This window comes from Planotetraspora phitsanulokensis (genome assembly GCF_016863295.1).
GTDB lineage: Bacteria > Actinomycetota > Actinomycetes > Streptosporangiales > Streptosporangiaceae > Planotetraspora > Planotetraspora phitsanulokensis.
On the sequence record NZ_BOOP01000008.1, the window covers coordinates 349,294 to 370,778 of the forward strand.

21 protein-coding genes are annotated in these 21,485 nt (G+C 71.7%); 10 read left to right on the top strand and 11 right to left on the bottom strand.

Features of this window, described 5'->3' with window-relative positions; genetic code table 11:
- The first annotated feature begins 15 nt into the window (after positions 1–15).
- The gene (locus tag Pph01_RS11485) at positions 16–1,335 is read left to right on the top strand and encodes a S1C family serine protease (RefSeq protein ID WP_204073000.1); all 1,320 of its coding nucleotides are present in this window, start codon (positions 16–18) and stop codon (positions 1,333–1,335) included.
- A 68-nt stretch (positions 1,336–1,403) separates the two neighbouring features.
- A complete protein-coding gene (locus Pph01_RS11490; protein WP_204073001.1) occupies positions 1,404–1,751 on the top strand; it encodes a sec-independent translocase in 348 nt (115 codons plus the stop codon).
- 10 nt (positions 1,752–1,761) lie between these two features.
- On the opposite strand, the gene Pph01_RS11495 is transcribed toward Pph01_RS11490, so the two are convergent.
- Complete coding sequence (locus Pph01_RS11495) at positions 1,762–2,901, bottom strand: Mrp/NBP35 family ATP-binding protein (protein WP_204073002.1); 1,140 nt, start codon at positions 2,899–2,901, stop codon at positions 1,762–1,764.
- Between the two features lie 117 nt (positions 2,902–3,018).
- Here Pph01_RS11495 and Pph01_RS11500 point away from each other — a divergent pair, with 117 nt between their 5' ends.
- On the top strand, positions 3,019–3,852 hold the full coding sequence (locus tag Pph01_RS11500) for an aspartate/glutamate racemase family protein (RefSeq protein ID WP_204073003.1): 834 nt from the start codon (positions 3,019–3,021) through the stop codon (positions 3,850–3,852).
- Here the strand turns inward: Pph01_RS11500 and Pph01_RS11505 are convergent.
- Both Pph01_RS11505 and Pph01_RS11510 read right to left on the bottom strand, forming a co-directional pair.
- Positions 3,822–4,283, bottom strand: coding sequence for a DUF1003 domain-containing protein (locus tag Pph01_RS11505; RefSeq protein ID WP_204073004.1), 462 nt, complete (start codon positions 4,281–4,283; stop codon positions 3,822–3,824). The two genes, Pph01_RS11500 and Pph01_RS11505, sit on opposite strands and share 31 nt — an antisense overlap.
- Before the next feature lie 5 nt (positions 4,284–4,288).
- Positions 4,289–5,497, bottom strand: a complete 1,209-nt coding sequence (locus Pph01_RS11510) for a magnesium transporter MgtE N-terminal domain-containing protein (protein WP_239116605.1) — start codon at positions 5,495–5,497, stop codon at positions 4,289–4,291.
- Between the two features lie 86 nt (positions 5,498–5,583).
- On the opposite strand from Pph01_RS11510, the gene Pph01_RS11515 reads away from it, so the two are divergent.
- Positions 5,584–6,522: an EamA family transporter gene (locus Pph01_RS11515; RefSeq protein WP_204073005.1), complete on the top strand. Its 939-nt coding sequence runs from the start codon at positions 5,584–5,586 to the stop codon at positions 6,520–6,522.
- A gap of 22 nt (positions 6,523–6,544) precedes the next feature.
- Here Pph01_RS11515 and Pph01_RS11520 read toward each other — a convergent pair whose 3' ends face one another.
- Together Pph01_RS11520 and Pph01_RS11525 are read right to left on the bottom strand one after the other, a co-directional pair.
- The gene (locus tag Pph01_RS11520) at positions 6,545–6,895 is read right to left on the bottom strand and encodes a hypothetical protein (protein ID WP_239116606.1); all 351 of its coding nucleotides are present in this window, start codon (positions 6,893–6,895) and stop codon (positions 6,545–6,547) included.
- Between the two features lie 9 nt (positions 6,896–6,904).
- Positions 6,905–7,471: a biotin transporter BioY gene (locus tag Pph01_RS11525; protein ID WP_204073006.1), complete on the bottom strand. Its 567-nt coding sequence runs from the start codon at positions 7,469–7,471 to the stop codon at positions 6,905–6,907.
- A 272-nt stretch (positions 7,472–7,743) separates the two neighbouring features.
- Between Pph01_RS11525 and Pph01_RS11530 the strand changes: the two genes are divergently transcribed.
- Complete coding sequence (locus Pph01_RS11530; RefSeq protein ID WP_204073007.1) at positions 7,744–8,685, top strand: HpcH/HpaI aldolase/citrate lyase family protein; 942 nt, start codon at positions 7,744–7,746, stop codon at positions 8,683–8,685.
- A 10-nt stretch (positions 8,686–8,695) separates the two neighbouring features.
- Here the strand turns inward: Pph01_RS11530 and Pph01_RS11535 are convergent, their stop codons facing one another.
- Both Pph01_RS11535 and Pph01_RS11540 read right to left on the bottom strand, forming a co-directional pair.
- A complete protein-coding gene (locus tag Pph01_RS11535) occupies positions 8,696–9,247 on the bottom strand; it encodes a DUF6529 family protein (protein ID WP_204073008.1) in 552 nt (183 codons plus the stop codon).
- 64 nt (positions 9,248–9,311) lie between these two features.
- Positions 9,312–10,004 (bottom strand): hypothetical protein, encoded by a 693-nt coding sequence (locus Pph01_RS11540; protein WP_204073009.1) that lies wholly within the window; start codon positions 10,002–10,004, stop codon positions 9,312–9,314.
- A 135-nt stretch (positions 10,005–10,139) separates the two neighbouring features.
- On the opposite strand from Pph01_RS11540, the gene Pph01_RS11545 reads away from it, so the two are divergent.
- Both Pph01_RS11545 and Pph01_RS11550 read left to right on the top strand, forming a co-directional pair.
- On the top strand, positions 10,140–11,120 hold the full coding sequence (locus Pph01_RS11545; protein WP_204073010.1) for a CPBP family intramembrane glutamic endopeptidase: 981 nt from the start codon (positions 10,140–10,142) through the stop codon (positions 11,118–11,120).
- A gap of 147 nt (positions 11,121–11,267) precedes the next feature.
- A complete protein-coding gene (locus tag Pph01_RS11550; RefSeq protein WP_204073011.1) occupies positions 11,268–14,690 on the top strand; it encodes a beta propeller repeat protein in 3,423 nt (1,140 codons plus the stop codon).
- On the opposite strand, the gene Pph01_RS11555 is transcribed toward Pph01_RS11550, so the two are convergent.
- The gene (locus Pph01_RS11555) at positions 14,671–15,075 is read right to left on the bottom strand and encodes an NUDIX hydrolase (RefSeq protein ID WP_239116607.1); all 405 of its coding nucleotides are present in this window, start codon (positions 15,073–15,075) and stop codon (positions 14,671–14,673) included. The genes Pph01_RS11550 and Pph01_RS11555 overlap by 20 nt on opposite strands.
- 73 nt (positions 15,076–15,148) lie before the next feature.
- Between Pph01_RS11555 and Pph01_RS11560 the strand changes: the two genes are divergently transcribed.
- From Pph01_RS11560 to Pph01_RS11570, 3 genes are read left to right on the top strand one after another with little or no spacing between them, the layout of a single operon-like run.
- On the top strand, positions 15,149–15,793 hold the full coding sequence (locus Pph01_RS11560; RefSeq protein WP_204073012.1) for a DUF6758 family protein: 645 nt from the start codon (positions 15,149–15,151) through the stop codon (positions 15,791–15,793).
- Between the two features lie 39 nt (positions 15,794–15,832).
- Positions 15,833–16,543, top strand: coding sequence for an MBL fold metallo-hydrolase (locus Pph01_RS11565; protein ID WP_204073013.1), 711 nt, complete (start codon positions 15,833–15,835; stop codon positions 16,541–16,543).
- A gap of 6 nt (positions 16,544–16,549) precedes the next feature.
- Positions 16,550–17,533, top strand: a complete 984-nt coding sequence (locus Pph01_RS11570; protein WP_204073014.1) for a RecB family exonuclease — start codon at positions 16,550–16,552, stop codon at positions 17,531–17,533.
- On the opposite strand, the gene Pph01_RS11575 is transcribed toward Pph01_RS11570, so the two are convergent.
- From Pph01_RS11575 to Pph01_RS11585, 3 genes are all read right to left on the bottom strand, one after another.
- A complete protein-coding gene (locus Pph01_RS11575) occupies positions 17,530–18,450 on the bottom strand; it encodes an oxygenase MpaB family protein (RefSeq protein WP_204073015.1) in 921 nt (306 codons plus the stop codon). The two genes, Pph01_RS11570 and Pph01_RS11575, sit on opposite strands and share 4 nt — an antisense overlap.
- Positions 18,451–18,463: 13 nt before the next feature.
- The gene (locus tag Pph01_RS11580) at positions 18,464–19,342 is read right to left on the bottom strand and encodes an alpha/beta fold hydrolase (protein WP_204073016.1); all 879 of its coding nucleotides are present in this window, start codon (positions 19,340–19,342) and stop codon (positions 18,464–18,466) included.
- Between the two features lie 222 nt (positions 19,343–19,564).
- Positions 19,565–21,418, bottom strand: a complete 1,854-nt coding sequence (locus Pph01_RS11585) for a DEAD/DEAH box helicase (protein WP_239116608.1) — start codon at positions 21,416–21,418, stop codon at positions 19,565–19,567.
- Positions 21,419–21,485 lie beyond the last annotated feature (67 nt).

Below are 21,485 nucleotides of genomic sequence, written 5' to 3' on the forward strand. Positions count from 1 at the left end.
GGAGTGGCTGCCCCGATGACCGATCACACGCGTTCCTCCAGCGCGTCGGACCGGCCCGAGTTCCTCCCCGTGGGTGAGGAGCCCGGCTGGGGTCCTCCAGGCGGGGCCCAGCCCCCACTGGGCGTTCACGGCTTCGGTCAGGGCTGGGCGCCTCCCACGGCGCCGTATGGCCTCTTTCCGGGCGGTCCGCCGCCGACCGGCCCGGTCGCGCCGCCTCGGGCGCGTGCCGGGTTGCCGGCCCTGCTGGCCGTGGTCATCGCGCTGGTAGCGGGAGGGGCGGGGAGCGTGGGCACCTGGCTGCTGACCCGGGCGCCGGCGGGCACCGATCCGGGATACTCCCTGGCCGCCCCCGCGGCCGGTCCGACCGCCCGTCCGCCCGAGTCCGTGGCGGGCGTCGCGGCCAAGGTGCTGCCCAGCGTCGTCTCCCTGGAGGTCAGGGGTAACAGCGAGGCGGGCACCGGCTCGGGGTTCGTCATCAAGGGCGGCTACATCGTGACCAACAACCACGTGGCCGCGGTCAGCGGGCAGAGCGGCGAGATCAAGATCCGGTTCAACGACGGCACCTCGGCGAGCGCGAAGATCGTCGGTCGTGATCCCAACTCCGACCTCGCCGTGGTCAAGCCGGACGTCCGGGTCAAGGCTCCGGAGCTGCCGCTCGGCAACTCCGACGGCGTGGTCGTCGGAGATCCCGTCATCGCCATCGGCTCGCCGCTCGGCCTCGCCGGCACCGTGACCACCGGCATCGTCAGCTCGCTGAACCGGCCGGTCGAGGCGGGCGGTTCGACCGGTTCCGACTACGCCCTCATCAACGCGATCCAGACGGACGCGGCCATCAACCCCGGCAACTCGGGCGGCCCGCTGGTCAACGCCTCGGGGGAGGTGATCGGCGTGAACTCGGCGATCGCCGCGGTCGGCGCTTCCCCGGCCCTGGGCCAGCAGACGGGCAGCATCGGCCTCGGCTTCGCGATCCCGGTCAACCATGTGCGCAGGATCACCCAGGAGCTCATCACCACCGGCGTGGCCAGGACCTCGCGGATCGGCATCACCATCGACCAGGGCTACCAGGGCGAGGGCGTGCGGATCGCGACGGGCACCGAGTCCGGGGAGCCTCCCGTGACTCCCGGCGGCCCGGCGGCCGAGGCGGGCCTGGCGCCCGGGGACGTCATCCTGGAGGTCGACGGCAAGCCTGTAGGGGGCAGCCGCGAGCTGGTCGTCACCGTCCGGAGCAAGGCACCGGGAGACAAGATGACGATCAGGTTCCAGCACGAGGGCCAGATGAAGACGGCCACGGTAACGGTCGGCGCTGCGCCCGTCCCGGCGGTGCGTCCCTCCTGAGGCCCGGTCCCGGGCCGGAATGGGGGGTATTAGGCTGAACCCAGTCGTTGCTTATTGAGGAGATCACCGTGTTCGGACTCGGCTGGTGGGAGATCCTGGCGCTCGTGGTGATCGGCCTGCTCGTTTTCGGCCCGGACAAGCTTCCCCAGGCTGCCTCTCAGGCCGGTAAGACGTTGCGGCAGCTCCGGCAGATGGCCAACAACGCCAAGGCGGACCTTCAGGCCAACCTCGGGCCCGAGTTCTCCAACTTCGACCCGGCCGACCTCAATCCGAAGACGTTCGTGCGCAAGCACCTGCTCGACGACCTCGAGAACGACTGGAACGGCACACCTGACGCCGCTCCCCAGCCGATCGGGGCCGCCGAGCCGGAACTCGGTTTCGGGGAGATCCCGCCCTACGACAACGAGGCTACGTAGGCCCCCGCCGTCAGTGCTTGGTGGGCGAGATGTCCAGCTTGAGGCCCTTGAGGCTGGTGGACTTCTTGCTCAGACCGGCGGCGATCCTGCGCAGTTCGACGGATGCCGGGGCGTCGGGATCGGTCAGGACGAGCGGCTTGCCCTCGTCGCCGCCCTCACGCAGCCGCAGGTCGATCGGCACCTGGCCGAGCAGCGGCACCTTGGAGCCCAGCGTGCGGGTGAGCGCGTCGGCCACCGTCTGACCGCCGCCCTCGCCGAAGACCGCGATGCGCTCGTCACAGTGCGGGCACGGCAGCCAGGCCATGTTCTCGATGACGCCCGCGATCTGCTGGTGGGTCTGCGCCGCGATGGATCCCGCGCGCTCGGCGACCTCGGCGGCGGCCTGCTGCGGGGTGGTGACCACGAGGAGCTCGGCCGTGGGCATCCGCTGGGCCACGGAGATCGCGATGTCGCCGGTGCCGGGCGGCAGGTCCATCAGCAGCACGTCGAGGTCGCCCCAGAAGACGTCCGCGAGGAACTGGTGGAGCGCGCGGTCGAGCATCGGGCCGCGCCAGACCACCGGGGTGTTGCCCTCGGGCTTGAACATGCCAACCGAGATGACCTTGATGTCATGCGCCACGGGAGGCATGATCATGTCCTCGACCTTGGTGGGCCGATCGCTCACGCCGAGCATGCGGGGCACGGAGTGGCCGTAGATGTCGGCGTCGACGATGCCGACCTTCAGCCCGGAGGAGGCCATCGCGGCGGCAACGTTGACGGTGACGGACGACTTGCCCACACCGCCCTTGCCGCTGGCCACGGCGAACACACGGGTCAGCGAGCCGGGCCTGGCGAAGGGGATCTCCTTCTCCGGCCCCCGGTCGCCGCGCAGCTTGGTCTGCAGCGTCTTGCGCTGCTCGGTGCTCATGACGTCCATGTCCACGTGGACACGGGCGACGCCGTCGAGCTTGGAGACGGCGGCGGTGACGTCGCGGGTGATGGTGTCCCTCATGGGGCAGCCGGAGACCGTGAGGAAGATGCCGACGCGCACCACCCCGTCCGGGGAGATATCCACGCTTTTGACCATGTCAAGGTCGGTGATCGGCCGACGAATCTCAGGGTCGTTGACCGTCGCCAGGGCGGCCGTTACCAATTCTGGGGATGGTGCCATGAATCCATGCTATGGACTCTTGCGCGGTCCGACGAACGCGGGTGTGCCTGCGTCCACGAGGATTTGCGCCAACGGGAGACCAATGGGATACGGCTTACGGAAAGGGCTGGAGTCGCGATGAGGCATCTCGGAATTCTCGCCCACAGCACCGAGGGCGCCGCCCTGTGTTTCCTCTCCTTCTGTCAGGAGGGGTTCGCCGCGCTCGGCCCGCATGAGCACCCCGACGTGACCATGGACTGCATCGCCCTCGCGCGCAGCATGCCCGCCTGGGACTCGGGGGACCACGCCTCGATCAGGGACACGCTGTCGGTGAGCGTGGCGAGGCTCGCGAAGGCCGGGGCGGACTTCTTCGTCTGCCCCGACAACACCGCCCACATGGCGCTGGAACTGCCCGGAGAGGATCTCGCGCTGCCCGGCCTGCACATCGCCGACGTCGTGGCCGACCGCGCCGCCCGCGACGGCCGTACGCGGGTCGGGGTGCTCGGCACGCGGTATCTCATGGACGGCCCGCTCTATCCCGTGGCGTTCGAAAGGCGGGGAATCGCGGCCGAGGTGCCGGACGCCGCGGACCGGGAGATCGTCAACGAGGTCATCTTCGAGGAACTGCTCGGCGGCGTCGTCTCCGAGCGGGGGCGGCGGGAGTACGCGCGGGTCATCGGGCGGCTAGCGGAACGGGGCTGCGACGCGGTGGCCCTCGTGTGCACGGAGATCCCTCTCCTCGTGACGCCGGACGTCTCCCCGCTCCCGACGCTGGACTCGACCCGCCTGCTCGCCCGGGCGGCCCTCGACGTTGCCATCGGCCGTGCGCCGCTGCCGGGCTGGCGCGGCGGGCCGTACGGGCAGGCCGACAGCAACGGGCAGGCCGACAGGGGCGGGCAGGTCGGCAGCGGCGGGCAGGCCGGGACCGGCGGGCAGGCCGGTCAGGAGGCTGGGCCGGACAGCTCGTCCTGAAGCCGCTGGAGTTCGGCCCGCAGGTAGTCCCTGGTGGCGACCTCGCCGACGGCCATGCGCAGGCCGGCGATCTCCCTGGTGAGATATTCGATCTCCGCCTGGTCGCGCTCGGCCGTGATCCTGTCCTGCTCGTACAGGACCCGGTCCCGGTCGGCCTGCCGGTTCTGCGCGAGCAGGATCAGGGGGGCGGCGTACGACGCCTGGAGCGAGAGCATGAGCGTCAGGAAGATGAACGGATAGGGGTCGAACGCGTAGGGCGTGAACGAGTTCCACACCAGCCAGACCGAGACGAACACGGTCATGTAGACGATGAAGCGCGCGGTGCCGAGGAACCGGGCGATGCGTTCGGAGAGCCGCCCGAAGGCCTCGGGGTCGTAGTAGAGCCGGACCCGGGGGGTCAGCTCGCGGGGCTGGTCGAGGCGCTCGGTCATGTCGGTCAGTCGTGCCTTTCCCGCCAGTCCTCGGGCAGCATGTGGTCGAGCACGTCGTCCACGGTCACCGCGCCGAGCAGGCGCCCGAGCTCGTCGACGACGGGGATCGCCACCAGGTTGTAGGTGGCCAGGTAGGAGGCCACCTCCGGGAGGCTGAACTCCGGCCTGATCGGGTCCAGGGTGATGTCTATCATGGCGCCGAGCAGGGTCGACGGCGGCTCTCTGAGCAGCCGCTGGAAGTGGGCCACGCCGAGGAACCTGCCGGTCGGCGTCTCGGTGGGCGGCCGGGTCACGTACACCTCGGCGGCGACCGCCGGGGTCAGCTCCCGCTGACGAATGTGCGCGAGCGCCTCGGCCACGGTGGCGTTCGGCGGCAGCACGACAGGCTCGGACGTCATCATTCCGCCGGCGGTGTCTTCCCGGTAGGTCAGCAGCCGCCGGACCGGGGCCGCCTCCTCCGGGACCATCAGCCGCAGCAGCGTCTCCGCCTGCTCGGACGGCAGCTCCTGCAGCAGGTCGGCGGCGTCGTCGGGACCCATCTCCTCCAGCACGTCGGCGGCCCGCTCCTTGCGGAGCTGGCTCAGCACGACCACTTGGTCGCGCTCGGGCAGCTCCTCGAGCACGTCCGCGAGCCGATCGTCGTTGAGCGCGGCCGCCACCTCGGCCATCCGCTTGCCGGGCAGTTCGTGGAGCATGTTGGCCAGGTCGGCCGGGCGCATGGACTCGAAGGCCGCGAGCAGGTTCGCCGCACCCTGGTCCTTCTGCGTGATCCCGAAGCCGGTGACCTCGTCCCAGTCGACGACGAGGGTCTCGCCCCGGCGGCGGGTGCCCTTCCGGATCGCGACCTTCACGATCTGCCAGTCGGACGGCCGTGTCTGCTCCATGGCGAGGTCGAGGACGGTGACCGGCTCGCCCTTGTACTGCACGCCGAGGTCGAGCATCTCGCCGATGGCCAGCGTCTCGGCGTTCCTCCGCTCGAAGCGGCGCACGTTGAGCTTTCCGGTGAAGATGACCGCGCCCGCCTCGATGCTGGTGATGCGGGTGATCGGCAGGAACACCCGTCGGCGCGGCTGGACCTCGACGACGAAGCCGTGGACGCGTGGCGGAAGCGGGCCGCGGAGGGAGACCACGACGTCGCGGATCCGGCCGATCTGGTCTCCGGCCGGATCGAAGACGGCGAGGCCGGCCAGCCGTGCCACGAAGATCCGATCCACGTTGTTCAGGCTACGCGCAGATGCGAGCAAGATACCGATATGACAGCATCAAGAGCACCTAACAGTAATTACATGGGCAGGTGGGCATGCGGGCTGTGAGCCTGGCGATCGCGTTCGTGTCGGCCGTCTGTTTCGGGTTCTCCGGCCCGATGGCCAAATACCTCGGAGCCGCCGGTCTCACACCGCTGGAATCCGTCTGGGTGCGCATGGCCGGATCCGGGGTGCTCCTGATCCTGGCCCTCGCGATCGTCCGGCCACGGGCGTTGCGCATCCCCCGTGCGCGCCTGCCGTTCCTGGTCGCATACGCGGTCGTCGCGGTCGCGGCGGTCCAGACCCTGTTCTTCCTGGCCATCACGCGGCTGCCGGTCGGCGTCGCGCTGCTCATCGAGTACACCTCTCCCGTCATCGTCGTGTTGTGGGTGCGATTCGTCCGGCGGGTACGGCTGCCGCGGGCGGCCTACCTCGGCGCGCTGATCGCCGTCGTCGGGCTGGCGATCGTGGTCCAGGTCTGGGAGGGCCTGCGGCTCGACGCGCTGGGGCTTGTGATCGCCCTCGTCGCGGGCGCGTGCTGCGCCGGATATTTCCTGATGAGTGATTCATTCTCCGACGACGTGGACACGTTCGGCCTCATCGCCTGGGGCATGGTGGGCTCGGCGGTCGTCCTGCTGCCGATCTCGCAACCGTGGAACATCCCGTGGGAGGCGTTCGGCACCACCGTCGCCATCGGCGGGCACTCCCTCCCGGTGGCGGGGGCCGCCCTGTGGCTCGTGCTGGTCGCCACGGTCATCGCGTACTTCACCGGGGTGACGGCGGTCCGCCGACTCTCCGCCGCCGTCGGGGCCACCGTCGCCTCGCTGGAGGTGATCGCCGGCGCCGTCATCGCCTGGATCCTGCTCGGCGAGCACCTGGGCGCCGCCCAGATCGTCGGAGGCCTGATCGTGCTCGCCGGGGCACTGCTCGCCCAGTCGGCGACCGTACGGCTCGCGCCGGAGGCGCCGGAGGCCGCGGAGGCCGTACGGGTGTGAACGACGCCCGCGGGGCCGTTCCTCAGCGGGGCGTGAGCCGTACGACCGTGGAGTGCGCGGCCCAGCGGGCGGTCAGCCCGGAGGCGTCGGGGGCGTTGAGCCGCTCCTTGGCCAGCGCCGCGATCGCGTCCGGCTCCGCCGCCTGGTCGACGATCTCGACCGAGGCGGTGAAGCGGACCAGCTCGGCCCCGTTGTCCTTGCTGCGGAGCGTGACCTCGGACTCGGCCGCGTCGGTGAGGCCGGGCAGATCCTGCTCGCCCCCACCGGTCACGACGTAGATCGCGCCGTCATGCCAGGCGTGCCAGGCCAGCCGGCGTCCGATCCACAGAACGCCCGACTTCTTGGCGCCTTCCTCGATCACCGGCAGGCTCATGTGATCAGCCTAGCTCCGGCTGGTGAGCTTCCACGCGGCCGGAAGGAGACCGGCGGCGACGAGGACCTTCAGGCCGTCGCCGATCAGGAAGGGGACGACCCCCTGCGCGAAGGCGGTCGGCAGGTCGGCACCGGTGGAGACCATGAGCCAGGGCATGCCGATCGCGTAGATCAGCACGGTGCCCACGGCCATGGTGCCGACCGTCCGCCAGGGAGTCCGGTCGCCGCCCCTGCCCGCGAGTGCCCCGACGACGCTCGCGGCGAGGAAGAAACCGACCACGTAGCCGAGCGTCGCGTCGCTCGCCGCGGCGAACAGCGGCACCCCGGCGAGACCGGCGAGCAGGTAGAGGGCCATGCTGATCGCGGCCCGGTGCAGGCCCAGGGCGGCGCCCGAGAGCAGGACCGCGAAGGTCTGCAGGGTCACGGGGACCGGGGTGCCCGGCACCGGGAAGCTGACCTTGGCGGACAGCCCGGTGAGCAGGGCCGCGCCGGCGATCAGCGCGATGTCGCGGACGAGCCTGCCCGGGATGAGGTCGGACAGTACGGCGGGGCGGGTCCCTGCGGCGGCGTTGGCCATGAATGGCTCCCTCTCGACTGTTGCCTCCGGCTGAACCGGCGCGGAGGATCACTTTGCCGATGTCCATTCTTGGACAGCGCCGAGGAAAGCCGTACGGGGGCGACACCAAGAACAAGTGGAGCGCTTTGTACAGAAGGCACAGTTGCCAACCTGTACAACCTCGGACAAGGCGGTCACATCACGGGTGGCGGTTGTAGCAGGTCTACGAACGACTGTGGTCGCACCTGCCGCCCCGGTGCTCAGCGGGGCCGTTTCTCGCTACGGTGTGGGCCATGCGCGCTCGACGTTCCTGCCTCGCCGTGCCCGGCAGCAACCCCCGGTTCCTGGAGAAGGCACAGGGCCTGGCCGCCGACGAGGTCTTCCTCGACCTGGAGGACTCGGTCGCCCCGGGGGCCAAGAAGGACGCCCGCACGAACATCGTCGCCGCCCTGCGCGACGGCGACTGGACGGGCAAGACCGTCGTCGTCAGGGTGAACGACCTGACGACCGAGTGGACCTACCGCGACGTCATCGAGGTCGTCGAGGGGGCGGGCGACCGGCTCGACTGCGTGATGTTGCCGAAGGTCGAGGACGCCTCCCACGTCACCTGGCTCGACACCCTGCTCGGCCAGATCGAGAGGGCCACCGGCCTGCCGGAGGGCGGGATCGGGATCGAGGCCCAGATCGAGAGCGCCCGGGGACTGGTCGCTGTGGACGACATCGCGGGCGCCTCGCCACGCCTGGAGACCCTGGTGTTCGGGCCCGCCGACTTCATGGCCTCGATCGGCATGCGGACCCTCGTCGTCGGGCAGCAGCCGCCCGGATACGAGGAGGGCGACGCCTACCACTACATCCTCATGCGGATCCTGATGGCGGCCCGGTCCCACGACCTCCAGGCCATCGACGGGCCCTACCTGCAGATCCGCGACGTGGACGGCTTCCGCAGGGTCGCGCGCAGGGCGGCGGCCCTGGGCTTCGACGGCAAGTGGGTGCTGCACCCGTCGCAGGTGGAGGCCGCCAACGAGGTGTTCTCGCCGTCTCAGGAGGACTACGACCACGCCGAACTGATCCTCGACGCGTACGAGTACTACACGACCGTAGAGAAGCGGGGCGCGGTGATGCTCGGCGACGAGATGATCGACGAGGCCTCGCGGAAGATGGCCCTCGTGATCTCGGCCAAGGGCCGCGCGGCGGGTCTTCCCCGCACGACCTCCTTCACGCCTCCGGCCTCGTGACGTCCGGGCTCTACAGCCGGACGCCGAGTGTGGTGAAGAACCAGAACGACGAGGTCAGCCAGAGCCCGATCAGCGCGGTGAAGACGAGGCCGCCCAGGACCGGCAGGGTCCAGCCGGGCAGGCCCCGTCTGGGCAGCGAGAGCATCTTGGCCGTGAAGACGCCGTAGAAGAAGCTTCCGAGCAGCGAGTGGATCAGGACGCGGGGGCTGTCGTACTGGGCGCCCAGCGCGTACAGGCAGTGGAAGGCCACCGGGATCGTCAATAGGAAGGCGATCCTGCCCGACCACCGGTGCAGGGGGGCGAGCCAGGCGGATCGGGCCCCCGCCCTGCCCCACATCGCAATGGCCGACAGGACCTGCACGATCGCGAGCAGGGCCGCGCCTGTGGTCAGCCAGGCCTTCATGGCCAGGGGTCCGGAGAACCCGGCCACGCCGACGGCGAAGCCGGTCGGGGTGTGCGCCCTGCCGTACACGCCGAGCGCGACGGCGACCAGGGCCCCGACGCCGAGCGGGACGAGGAGCGGGACGACGCTCCGCTTGGTGATGACGGTGGTGTGGGTCACGGAGGGCTCCTCGATCGACGGCGGCGAAGGGCTCGGCGCGGGGTGAAGGCTCGGGTCGTGGGTGTCAGCGGACGAGTTCGTCGATGAAACCGTCGGGCTCCTCGGGCCGCAGCGTGACGCCGTAGTAGTCCACGGCCGTGCCCGGCACGTAGCGGGGGGCGGGCTCGCCGCTGCCGCCGATCTGCACCCGGCCCACCTCCTGGCCGTTCGGCAGGACGATCCAGCCGCCGACGATCTTCGCTCCGCGGACTGCCGCGCTGGCCCGGTAGAGACCCGACGGCTTCTTCACCAGGGGCGCGGTGAAGCGCCACTTGGCCTTGCCGACCTGGAGCCTGCCCTGGGCCTTTCCGCCGCCCAGGGCCGCGGTGATCAGCGAGTCCTTCCCCTCGAGGGTGACCGTGCCGTTCTCCGCGGTGCCCTTCAGCCACGCCTCGATCCGGCCGTCGCAGAAGTAGGCGACGGCCTTTCCGTCGCGTACGGCGATCGCCACCAGCCCGCCGTTGCCCTGCACGACTCCCGCGTAGTCGGCCTTCTTGGGCGTCGGGTCGGGCGCGCCCACCGGTTCGCCGGAGGGCTGCTGGGACGGCTCCTGCGAGGGCGCGGGCAGCGACTCCGCGGGGGGCGCCGCGGCGGCGGTCGTGTCCTGCGCCGCTCCCACCTGCTGGAAGGAGGGGGCGGCCTTCAGGCTGGCCGCCCCAAGGGCGACGGCGACCACCGCGCCCGCGGCCAGCGTGTAGACGGGTCCTAGCCGGCTCATTGCGTGCTCCTGGAGTGTTCGCGACGGCTCTTGGCTTCGAGTGAACCCGCTCGCGCCCGGTCTGTCTGTGGACTTCTACGCAAATGGCGAGGGGGCATCGTCGAGGGCGCGGAGGCAGCCGCGAACAATGGGGGTATGAGCGAACCGCAGCCCTACCAGTGGCCCTACCCGGGCCCCTACCAAGGGGCGCCGTACGCGTGGCAGCCGGTCCGGGCGCCATGGGCCGTACGGCCACTGCCGGGAGTCCGCTACGACAGACTGGCCCGCACGTCGGTCCACCGGTGGTGGCGGCCCGTCGCCGGCACGCTGGCGATCGTGGCCGCGTTCCTCGTGGTGTCGATCGGGCTCGGGCTGGCCGCCGGACTGCTCTCGATCGTGGCCGGCCTGCCGATGGCGATGGACGGCTCGCGCATCTTCGTGGACCCGGTGGCCGATCTGGGATTCCAGCTCGGCGTGATCGCCCTGTCCATCCCGCTCGTCCTCGGGGCCGCCTGGGCGATCCAGCGGCGGCCGCCGGGCACGCTCTCGTCGGTGGCATTCCGCCTCCGCTGGGCGTGGCTGGGCCAGTGCCTGCTGATCGCGGTCGTGGCGGTCGTGCTGGCGCAGTCCGCCGAGGCGGGGACGCTTCTGCTGAGCGGTGAGAGCCCGGGCTTCAGCTGGGTGGGCTGGGACCGGTTCCTGCCGCCCCTCATCGTGATCCTGCTGCTCGTGCCCTTCCAGGCCGCCGCGGAGGAGTACGCGTTCAGGGGCTGGGTCATCCAGGCGTTCGGCGCCTACCTCAAGAGCCCGTGGCCGGGCGTCCTCCTGGGCGCCGCCGCCTTCGCGTCCCTCCACGGCTACACCGACTGGGGCATCGCCTACGTCTTCGGGTTCGGCGTGCTCATGGGCTGGCTGGCGATCCTCACCGGGGGTCTGGAGGCCCCCATCGCCCTGCACGTCATGAACAACGTCGGGGCCTTCGGCATCACCGCCGCCGCCGGGGACATCGGGAGCGCGCTGCACCAGGGTGCGCTTCCGTGGCAGTCGATCACCGGAACGGTCGTCCAGTTCGCCGTGTTCGGCTTCGCGGTCGTGATAATCGCCCGAAAGAGGGCAATTCAGACGCTCTCGCGATAAATCTGACTAGAGAGGTCTGTTCGCGTCGGCGTTCCCGTGTTGCTCTGGAACGGTGATGGGGTATCAAGGGGATCGCGTCCGCTTCGCCATAGAAGCGGTGGAACGGTCCCTAATATCCCTCCGGGCCAGAGGTAGGAGGTACTGAGCGTGGCCTCGGGCCCCCACGAGCGCCGGCCTCAGCAGGATGCCGACGACGACGGCAGAGCACACGACGAGGGCCACACGGAGCCCCCTCCCACCCTTCATCACACGCCTCCGATCGTCTCCCCCTGGGCGATGCCCCCGTTCGGCGCTCCCGTGCCCGAGGACGCGGAGGAGCCGGAGGGCGCTGCGCCGCCGGAGAGCGCCCAGAATCTGTGGGCGCCGCAGCCCGAACCCTCTCCGGGGGACGGCGCGCAGGCCGCTGAGAGCAAGCGGGAGCCGCGAACCGGGCGCCGGCCCTACTCTTCGTCGTCCGGCCCCGCGCAGCCGCGCCACAGCCGTACAGGGGACCGCCGGTCCGGGGAGAACCCCCCTCCGCAGCCCGGCTCGCCCGGGTCCGCTCCGGCGGCCGGACCGTCACCCGACCCGTCCGCCCGGCCCGCTGCTCCGGCGGCCGGGCCGTTACCGGATCCGTTCGTCCGGCCCGCGGCATCGGCTGACCCCTCCGGTTCGACGGGTCCGGCGTCCGATCCCTCCGGCGTCCCCGGCTCCTCCGGCGTCTCCGGCTCAATCGGCTCAACTGGCTCAGAGGGTTCCGGAGGTCCTTCGGGTCCGGCGTCCGGTTCGGGCGCCCCCGCCGAGCCTCCCCGGCGGCGGTTGGTGGACGCCCCCGACAAGCTGGTGGCGTCCGGGCCGCCGCGAACGCCCCGGGCGAACATCCCCACCGAGGATCCCGACGCCGCCGCTCCCCGCCGCGGACGGCGCCTGCCCTACTCGTCGGCAGACGACCGCACTCTCGCGCACAGACCCCCGGCCCCCGGAACGGGAGACCCCGGTTCCCCCTCGTCCAGCGGCATCCGGCTGGGCCCGGAGATCCCCGCGGAGCCCGAAGCCGTGGCGTCGCCCGGCGATCCTCCCGTTCACCAGCCGGGTCTCGAACCTGCGTACCAGCCTTTTCTCGAGCCCGTGCACCCGCCGGACCCCGGGCCCTCACAGGAGCCGGTCGAGCGGATCGGCCGCCCGCCGGGAGGGCGGCCGGCCCGCCCCGACGTGCTGGTGGCCATCGGCCCGCCGAGAACCGGAGACGGCAGGCGTCACCGGCGGCTCCGGCCGCGCCGCTTCGGGCCCGGCAGGCTGGTGTTCCCGATCGTGGTGACGATCGTGCTGCTGGTGGCGGCAGGGCTCGGTGTGGCCGCGGTCAACTGGGCGAGGGCCCCGCAGGCCGCCGGACTGCGCCTCGCCGCCGGCGACGGCCAGTCGGGGGACGCCGCCTTCGCCGCGCCGGGCCTACCGGGCAACGGCTCCAGCCAGGTCCTCAACGCGATCGCCTCCGTGGGGTCGACCGTGGTGGCCGTGGGCAGCGACACCACGGGCACGCTGCCGCGACCCCTGTTCCTCGTGTCCACCGACGGCGGGCGCGACTGGGACCTGGGACGCGTCGCCGGCCCCGCGGGCTACGAGGCGGGCGCGGGAGCGGTCGGCCGGGTCGTGGGCGGCGGCGGCCGCTGGCTGGCGGTCGGTAACGACGTGTCGGGCTGGGCGGGCCAGGCGGCCCGCGGGATGTGGGTGTCAGTGGACGGCCGGGCATGGACGGCGGTGGACCCGGAGGGACTCGCCGCCTTCGGCAGTCAGGACCGGATCGCGGACGTCGCCAGGACAGCCTCGGGGTTCGTCGCCGTGGGCGCGGCCGCGCTGAAGAACGGAACGATCGGTCCCGTGGCCTGGACGTCGCCCGACGGGCGGACCTGGACGCGGGCGGGCGAGATCGGCACGCCCGACAAGGTCCGGGGCATGCGCGCGGTCGTGGCCCGGGGCGATCAGGTCGTCGCCCTGGCCGATCCCGGCCCGGGCGACTCGGGTTCGGTGATCCTCCGGTCGGCCGACGGCGGCAGGACGTGGTCGCGGACCGCCTCGACCCTCGCCAGTGTGCAACCCGAGCCGGGGGCGCTCACGGCGGCCGGTAACGGGTACGTCCTCGTGCCGCTCCGGCAGCGATCGGCGGCGGGCGAGGTGACCGTGTACTGCTCGCCCGAAGGCGCCCGGTGGAGCGAGTGCGGCACCATCGGCGGGCTCGGCTCCGAGGGCACGGGAGTCCGCGGGCTCGCGTCGTCGTCGGCGGGCGTCGCGGCCGTCGTCGAGTCCGCCTGGGAGACGTACGCCGTCTACACCAGCGCCGACGGCCGCAAGTGGGCCAAGAAGGCGAATCTGGGGGAGATCCCGGGCACGCTGCGCGGGCTGACGATCACCGACGCCGGCCTGGTCGTCGCGGGCGGGGACAAACGCGGCGCCGGCGACGTGGAGAACCTGCCGGTCCTCATGACGGCGGGGGACGGCAAGGACCCCCGGTCCGTGCCGCTGGGTTCCGTCGCCGGCCTCAGCCACCTGGCCAGGGACACCGCCGACGTCGCGGTCTCCGGCGGCGCGTTCGTGGCGGTCGGCTCGGCCAACGGCGACGCCGCCATCTGGACGAGCGGGAACAACGGGGCCAACTGGACCGACGCCCGCCTCTCGGCGCTGCTCGGGGGGCCCGGCCGCCAGGCCCTCAACAGCGTGGCGCACGGCTCGAAGGGCTGGCTGGCGGCCGGCAGCACGATGACCGATCCCGCGGTCACCCGGCCGCTGCTGGTGACGTCGTCCGACGGCAGGTCCTGGAAGGCGGGCCCGGCGCTGGAGGTCCCCGCGGGTCACTTCCTGGTCGCGCCGCGCCTGGTCGCGGCCGGTCCCAAGGGGTATGTCCTGGCCGGCGACGACCGCAGCGCCACCGGTGTGGTGCCCGCGCTCTGGTTCAGCCCCGACCTCAAGCGGTTCACCCGGGTGCCGGCCTCGGGCATGCCGGCCGGGGGAGCGGGCGTGCGCCTGGCCGCGGTCACCGCCACGCCGTCCGGGTTCATGGCCGTCGGCGGGTCGGGCGGAGCCGATCTCGAGACCGGCGTCGCCTGGGTCTCCTCCGACGGGCTCCGATGGGCGCCGGCGAGCAGGGTGGTCCCCGACGACGCCCGCTCGGCCGGACTGCGGCAGGTGGTGGCGACCGGCTCCGGAGTCGTCGCGGTCGGCACAGCCGTCACCGATGAGGGCGTCCGCCCGTTCTCCGTGGTGTCGGCCGACAACGGCGCCCACTGGGAGTACGGCAGTCTGCCCGCCGACGAGACGGCCGTCGTGCTCGACCTCGTCGCGGCGGGCGGCGGCCTCGTCGCCGTCGGTTCGCACGGCCCGGCGGGCGAGGGCGACAGCGCCGCGTGGATCTCCGAGGACGGCCTCGCCTGGACCCGCCAGGCGCTCACCCAGGACGGCCTGGGCGGCGCCGGCACGCAGTGGCTGGGAACTGTGGCCGTGTCCGGGAGCCGGGTGCTGGCGATCGGCAGGTCCACGGGATACGCCGACGATCACCTCACCATCTGGCGCAGTTCGCTCACCGCAGGGAGTCGATGACCCCCCACTCGGCCAACGCGGCGGCGAGGCCGTCGGTCAGCGGGAGCCGTACGAGCTCGGAGGGGCGGCACCAGCGGGCGTCGGCGGCGTCGTCTCCGGCGACGAGCCGGCCGTCCGGGGCACAGGTCGCCAGGTAGTCGTGGATCTCGTAGGTGACGCCCTCGGGGCCCGGACGCTCGACGGTGCCGGCCAGCGGGCCCGCGGTCACGTCCAGCCCGGTCTCCTCCAGGAGTTCGCGGCGCAACGCCTGCGCGTCGGTCTCTCCGGGCTCGACCCGCCCTCCCGGCAGCGACCACAGTCCCCGCCCCGGAGGGCGGCCCCTGCGCACCAGCAGCAGCCTGCCGTCGTCCACCACGATCGCTCCCACACATCTGACACGGCGCACAAGACCAAGATTACGGCTGGATAACAGGAAGACTCTTGACGCGAGCGCTCACTCGGCAGCACCGTGAGTAGTTGTGAGAACCGCGCCTACCTGTCCGCGGTGTTTCGGGCCGCTTCACGAGCCGAACGTCTGGTCGAGCTCCTGGCGTTGCGGTGCCCACGGCGACGTTCTGCCCTACCAGCCTCCCCGCCGCCCCTCCCAGGCCGCCCTCGAGGCGCTGCGCGGGGCCTCCCGGGTCCCGGTCTGGCTTCCGTGGCCGTTGCCGCCCGGCTGGCTGGTGACCGGGTTCGCAGAGGTGGGCGACGACCGCAGCGGGGTCAGGGCGAGCGTCGTCGCTCTCTCGGGACCCTCGATCACCCCGGGCCCCGCCGACATGCTCGTGGTCGCCGAGGAGCCTGGGGTCGGTCTCGGCGCCGCCTACGCCGGGCTCCCGGGATCGGATCCCGGCGCCGGGTTCGACGCGGGACCGCCGCACGTGAAGATCGACGCCCGTGGTCATCCGACCGCTCTGTGGTGTGCGGGAGGGGTGCCGGAGGACCGGGCGGCCTACGTCGGCGAGGCCCTCGGCAACTGGTTGTGGACGATCGCCTGGCCGGCGGAGGCCGGCTGCTTCATCGCCCTGGCCGGCCTCTCCCTGCGCGATCTACGCGATCATGACCAGGCCCTGGATCTTCCGTTCGGCGCCTTCTCACCCCGGCTGGACAACGACGTCCAGTAAGGCGGGCACGATCAGTTGGGGATAGTAAGGTTCTGAGCCGTGACAGCGCGTATCGAACGAGTGGTGACTTCGGGCGTCGTCGAGATCGAGGACGTCGAGCACAAGGTCGAGAACAACACCTGGATCGTGGGCGACGACGACGAGGTGATCGTCATCGACCCCGCGCGCGACCCGGAGAAGATCCTGGAGACGGTGGGCGACCGTGAGGTCCTCGCCGTCATCTGCACCCACGGCCTGCCCGACCACGTCGGCGCCGCGATCGAGGTCGCCGCACGCGACGAGGCGGTGATCGCCGTGCACGCCAGGGACAAGCGCCTGTGGCGGCAGACGTGGGAGGACACCTGGCCCGACATCGAGATGGAGGACGAGGGCCTGTTCGCCGTCGCCGACGTCGAGCTCGAGGTCCTGGCCACGCCCGGGGTGACGCCCGGCGGCGTGTCCCTCTACTGCGAGGAGCTCGACGCGGTGTTCACCGGCAAGACGCTCCAGCTGGACGGCCCGGGCAAGCTGGCGGGCGAGTATCCCGCCCTCAGCGACCAGCTCACCTCTATCGGCGAGCGGCTGTTCACGCTCCCGCACGCGACCCGGGTGCTCCCCGCGCATGGCGAGGAGAGCAGCATCGGCGACCTCGAGCCGCAGTTCGACAGGTGGCTGTCCGGCTCGCTGACCTCGGAGGACCACGTCGCGGAGCCGCCGCCTCTCGTGGACGGCACCAGGGCCTCCGGCGTCAGGCTCGACCTCGACGAGTAGCGGATCATGGAGCAGCTCGGCCTCGACGGAATGCCGAGGCGGCTCTACACGTGCACGCCGTCCCGCCTGAACTCGTGGCTCGACTGCGGCCGCCGGTACCGCTTCACGTACCTCGACCGCCCGGCGCCGCAGAAGGGCCCGCCGTGGGCGCACAACAGCGTCGGCGCGTCCGTTCACAACGCCCTGGCCGCGTGGTGGCGCGAGCCGTACGAGCGGCGGACGCCGATGATGGCGGCCATCCTCGTGACGAACGGGTGGATCACCGAGGGCTTCCGCGACGAGGAGCAGTCGGCGTCATGGCGTGACCGGGCACGCGAAATGGTGTCCGGATACGTCAGGACGCTCGATCCCTCGGACGACCCGGTCGGCGTCGAGCGCACGGTGGCTACGCGCACGGCCGTGATCGCGGTGTCGGGACGGGTGGACCGTCTCGACCGGCGGGGCGACGAGCTCGTGGTGGTCGACTACAAGACCGGCCGCCGTCCCCTGGACGCCGACGACGCCAGGTCCTCGATCGCCCTGGCCATCTACGCCGTCGCGTCGTCGCGCATGATGCACCGCACGTGCCGGCGTGTGGAGCTCCACCACCTGCCCACCGGCGCTGTGGCCGAGTGGGAGCACACCGACGAGTCGCTCGCCCGCCACCTCCGCCGGGCGGAGGAGATCGCCATGGAGGCGTCGGCCGCCGATGAGGCCTACCGGGCCTGGGCGGGCCGCAGCGGTGGGGAGCGGAAGCGGACGGGGCCGGGTCGCACGGGCTCGGGTCAAGCGGGCTCGGCTCAGGCGGGCGGTGCGGGTGCGGAGGTTCCGCCCGAGATCGACGAGCTGTTCCGGCCGAACCCCGGCCCGATCTGCTCGTGGTGCGACTTCCGCCGGCACTGTCCGGAGGGCCGGGCCGCGTCTCCCGACCGCCTTCCGTGGGACGCGCTCGCCGTCGACTCGGGCGCGGACGCCGCGACGACGACCACGACCACGACCACGGCCTCCTAGGAGTCCTGGGCGACGATCCGCCCGGGCCTCCTGCGCGGATCGACCAGCCCGCGGAGTCCCTTACTCACGTCGTATCCGGCCGCGGCCAGCCGCTCTCGCGACCCCTGCAACATCTCCCGCGTCGAGGGGGTGAACGCGCGCTGGTGCACGAACTCCGGCAGCGAGTTCGTCACCGTGCGGAAGGCTCTCAGCGCGGCCGTGACGGCGCCCTGCGGCACCTCGGGCAGCACGCCGTACATCCGGCGCGCCCAGTCGGGCAGCGTGTAGTAGCACAGCGCACCGAAGGGGAAGTACACGGGCTTGCCGGGGGCGAGGAAGCGCAGATCGTGCGGCAGGCGTGGCCACAGCAGGAACCGCACCGCCGCCACCGCCTCGGGGATGGCCTTCAAACGGGGCTGCATCTCGGCGAAGTAGGCGTCCATCTCGGCGACCGAGCCCGGCACGTCCTCCGGGTGAAGCCCCACATAGGCCGCGCTCCGCCGCTGCTCGGCCAGGTAGCGGTCGGCCACGCCGTCGGAGATCGGCGCGCCGGCCCGGCGGACGATCTCCAGGTAGGACGTCACCTCGGCGCAGTGGACCCACAGGAGCAGCTCGGGATCGTCGACGCGGTGCCGCCGTCCGGTCTCCGGGTCGTCGATGCGCAGTGCGCGGTGGATGCCCCGCACGCGGCGGCCGATCTCCTCGGCCTCCTCAGGGCTGCCGTAGGTCACCCGGCCGACGAAGTCCGCGGTACGGCGCAGCCGCCCGAACGGGTCCTCCTGGAAGTTGGAGTTCTGCCAGACCCCGCGCATGGCCAGGGGGTGGAGCGCCTGCAACATCAGTCCGCGGACGCCGCCCACCCACATGGACCTGTCGATGTGCACCCGCCACGTGGCTGATTCCGGTGGCTGCGCCGTGGGTGCGCCGATCGTCGCCATGCTGCTCGCGCCTTCAGCCGTACTGGAGCAGCCGGCTCTCCGCGGCGTTCCAGAACCTGGTCAGGGCGGCGGCGGTGGTCTCCGGCGCCTCGACGGCGGGTGAGTGGACGGAACCCGGGACGACCACGCAGTCGGCCTCCAGCCGGTTGGCCATCTCGGCCTGCAGGAGGGGCGGCCATCCGTCGTCGTGCTCGCCGTACAGGACCAGGATGTCGATGCCGCTGCGGGCCAGCTCACCCACGCGGTCGGGGGCGTTCAGCACCTCGTCGGCCATCGCCAGCAGGCCGGTGGGAGAGTTGGACAGCAGGCGCTTGCGGAGGAAGGCCACGATGTCGTCCGGCACGCCCGCGCGCAGCGCGTCCGGTTCCATCCGGTTGGCCCACATGTAGTCCACACCGTGCTCGGGCAGTTCCGCCAGCATCATCCGCCCCGCCTGTTCGCGCGGGCCGATGATCCCCGCGGGACCCGAGCTCATCAGCGTGAACGAGGCCAGCTGCGTCGTGCCGTTCAGGACCGTCTCACGGGCCACCAGGCCGCCGAACGAGTGGCCGAGGAGGTGGACGGGCTCACCCGATCCCACGACCGCGGCGATCGCGTCGACGTCGGCGCCCAGCGACGCGCAGGTGTACGCCTGGGGGTCGTCGGGCCCGGGAGTCTCGAACTGCCCGCGCATGTCGACCGCGATCACCCGGCGGCCGGCCTGGGCCAGCGTCTGGAGGACCGCGATGAAGTCCTCCTTGCTCCCGGTGTATCCGGGAACCAGAAGCGCCGGCCACCGCTCCGCGACGCCGCTCACCGGCAGCGCCTCGAGGGCGGTGAACGCACCCAGCTCGGTCTCGATCTGCAGGACGGAGACTCCCGGCGGCAGCGTCAGGAACCGTGGCGTGCTCACGATGTCTCCTCCGCCCCGCCGAGGAGCCGCGGAACCGATGGGCGGGACGGCTCACCCGCGGGGGACCGGCTGTTGTTCCTGTCGGCTGCTTCGCTCACGTGGCATCACGATACCGAGCGAAACTCGTCGCGACACTGCCGAAAAACTTATGCAGGTTACGGCTGGTCATCGCACACGCCTCATGCCGAAGTCCATACCCACTGGGACGGGGCCGTCCCGCGATCAGGTCGTACGGCGAGGCCGCGGACGGCTCGACCGGCGCCTGCTCTGGGCCCGCTCGGTCGCCGCCGAAGGAGCGGGGTCGTCGTCCTCGGTCGCGAGGTCGGGCGACTGGAACACCACGACGAAGGGACTCGCCGGGATGATCCGCTCGGGCTGCGGCGCGGAACGTTGTGCGGGGGGCATGGGCGGTGCCTCCTCGAGGACGTCCGCGTGCAGTGCTCTGCGCGCGGGTTCGGTGGTGACGGCGGGTTCGACGGCGGCCACGGGCTCGCCCACGGTCTCGACCGGGTCCACCGCCTTGGCGGAGGCCGTCCGCCTGGCGGAACCCGCCCGCCTGGTGGACTTCACCGGCTTGACCGGGCTCGCCTGCTCGACCGAGGCCTCGAACGTGTCGCTGGTCTCGAACGTGTCGGTGGTCTCGGCCGCGGTGATGCTCTCGACCGCGGTGATGCTCTCGACCGTGGTGATGCTCTCGACCGTGGGAACCGCCTCGGCCCTGGGCGCCGGGGCGCTCACCTGCTCGGCGCTCTCGGTGGTCTCCGCGACGCCGGCGCCGTCCGCCTCCGTCTCCTGGACGCGGCCGCCGCGGGTGCGGCGCCGCTCACGGGTGCGGGCGGGACGCTTGCGACGCTCGTCCGCCTCGTCGTCGCGATCACGGTCGCCGCGTCCCTGCCTGCGGGACCGGACACGGCCGGTCTCGCCCAGGTCCTCGATCTCCTCGGCCGCGAGCCCGGCGCGGGAGCGGTTGGCACGCGGCAGCACGCCCCTGGTCCCCTCCGGGATGTCGAGGTCGGAGTAGAGGTGCGGCGAGCTGGAGTAGGTCTCGACCGGGTCGGCGAAGTCGAGGTCGAGCGCGTTGTTGATGACCTTCCAGCGGGTCAGCTCGGTCCACTCGACGAAGGTCACCGCGACGCCCGTGCGGCCGGCCCGGCCGGTGCGGCCGATCCGGTGGACATAGGCCTTCTCGTCCTGGGGGCAGTCGTAGTTGACCACGTGGGTGACATCGTCGATGTCGATGCCGCGCGCGGCCACGTCGGTGGCCACCAGCACGTTGATCTTGCCGTTGCGGAAGGCCCGCAGCGCCTGCTCACGCTGTCCCTGGCCGAGGTCGCCGTGGACCGCCGCGGCGGCGAAGCCCTTGTCCTGGAGCTGCTCGGAGACCATGTCGCAGGCGCGCTTGGTCTCACAGAAGACCATCGTGAGACCGCTTCCGTTGCTCTGGAGCAGCCGGGCGACAATCTCGATCTTGTCCATGCGGTGCGTGCGGTAGACGAACTGGGTCGTCTTGGGCGGCGCCTCGTCCAGGACGTCGCCGTTCTCCGCGCGGACGTGGGTGGGCCGGCTGAGGTAGCGGCGGGAGAGCGCCACGATCTCACCGGGCATGGTGGCCGAGAACAGCATGGTCTGCCGCTCCTCGGGGACCAGCTTGATGATCCGCTCCATGTCCGGCAGGAAGCCGAGGTCGAGCATGCGGTCGGCCTCGTCGAGCACGAGCATGCTGATCTGGCCGAGGTCGAGGTGCTTCTGCTTGACCAGGTCGAGGAGGCGCCCGGGGGTGCCGACGACCACGTCGACGCCGTTCTTGAGCGACTCGATCTGAGGCTCGTACGCGCGGCCGCCGTACACGGTGAGGATCCGCGAGCCGAGCTTGCCGCCCGCGAGGACCAGGTCCTCGGTCACCTGCAGGGCGAGCTCACGGGTCGGCACGATGACCAGACCGCGCGGCTTCTTGCGGTTCTTCCTCGGCTTGCCGACGAGTTGCAGCATGGCGACGCCGAAGGCGTAGGTCTTGCCCGTGCCGGTGCGCGCCTGGCCGATGACGTCCTGGCCGGCGAGGGCCAGCGGGAGCGCCATCTCTTGAATCGGGAACGGTGAAGAGATGCCCTCGGTCTCGAGGGCATCGGCGATCTCCGGGATCACT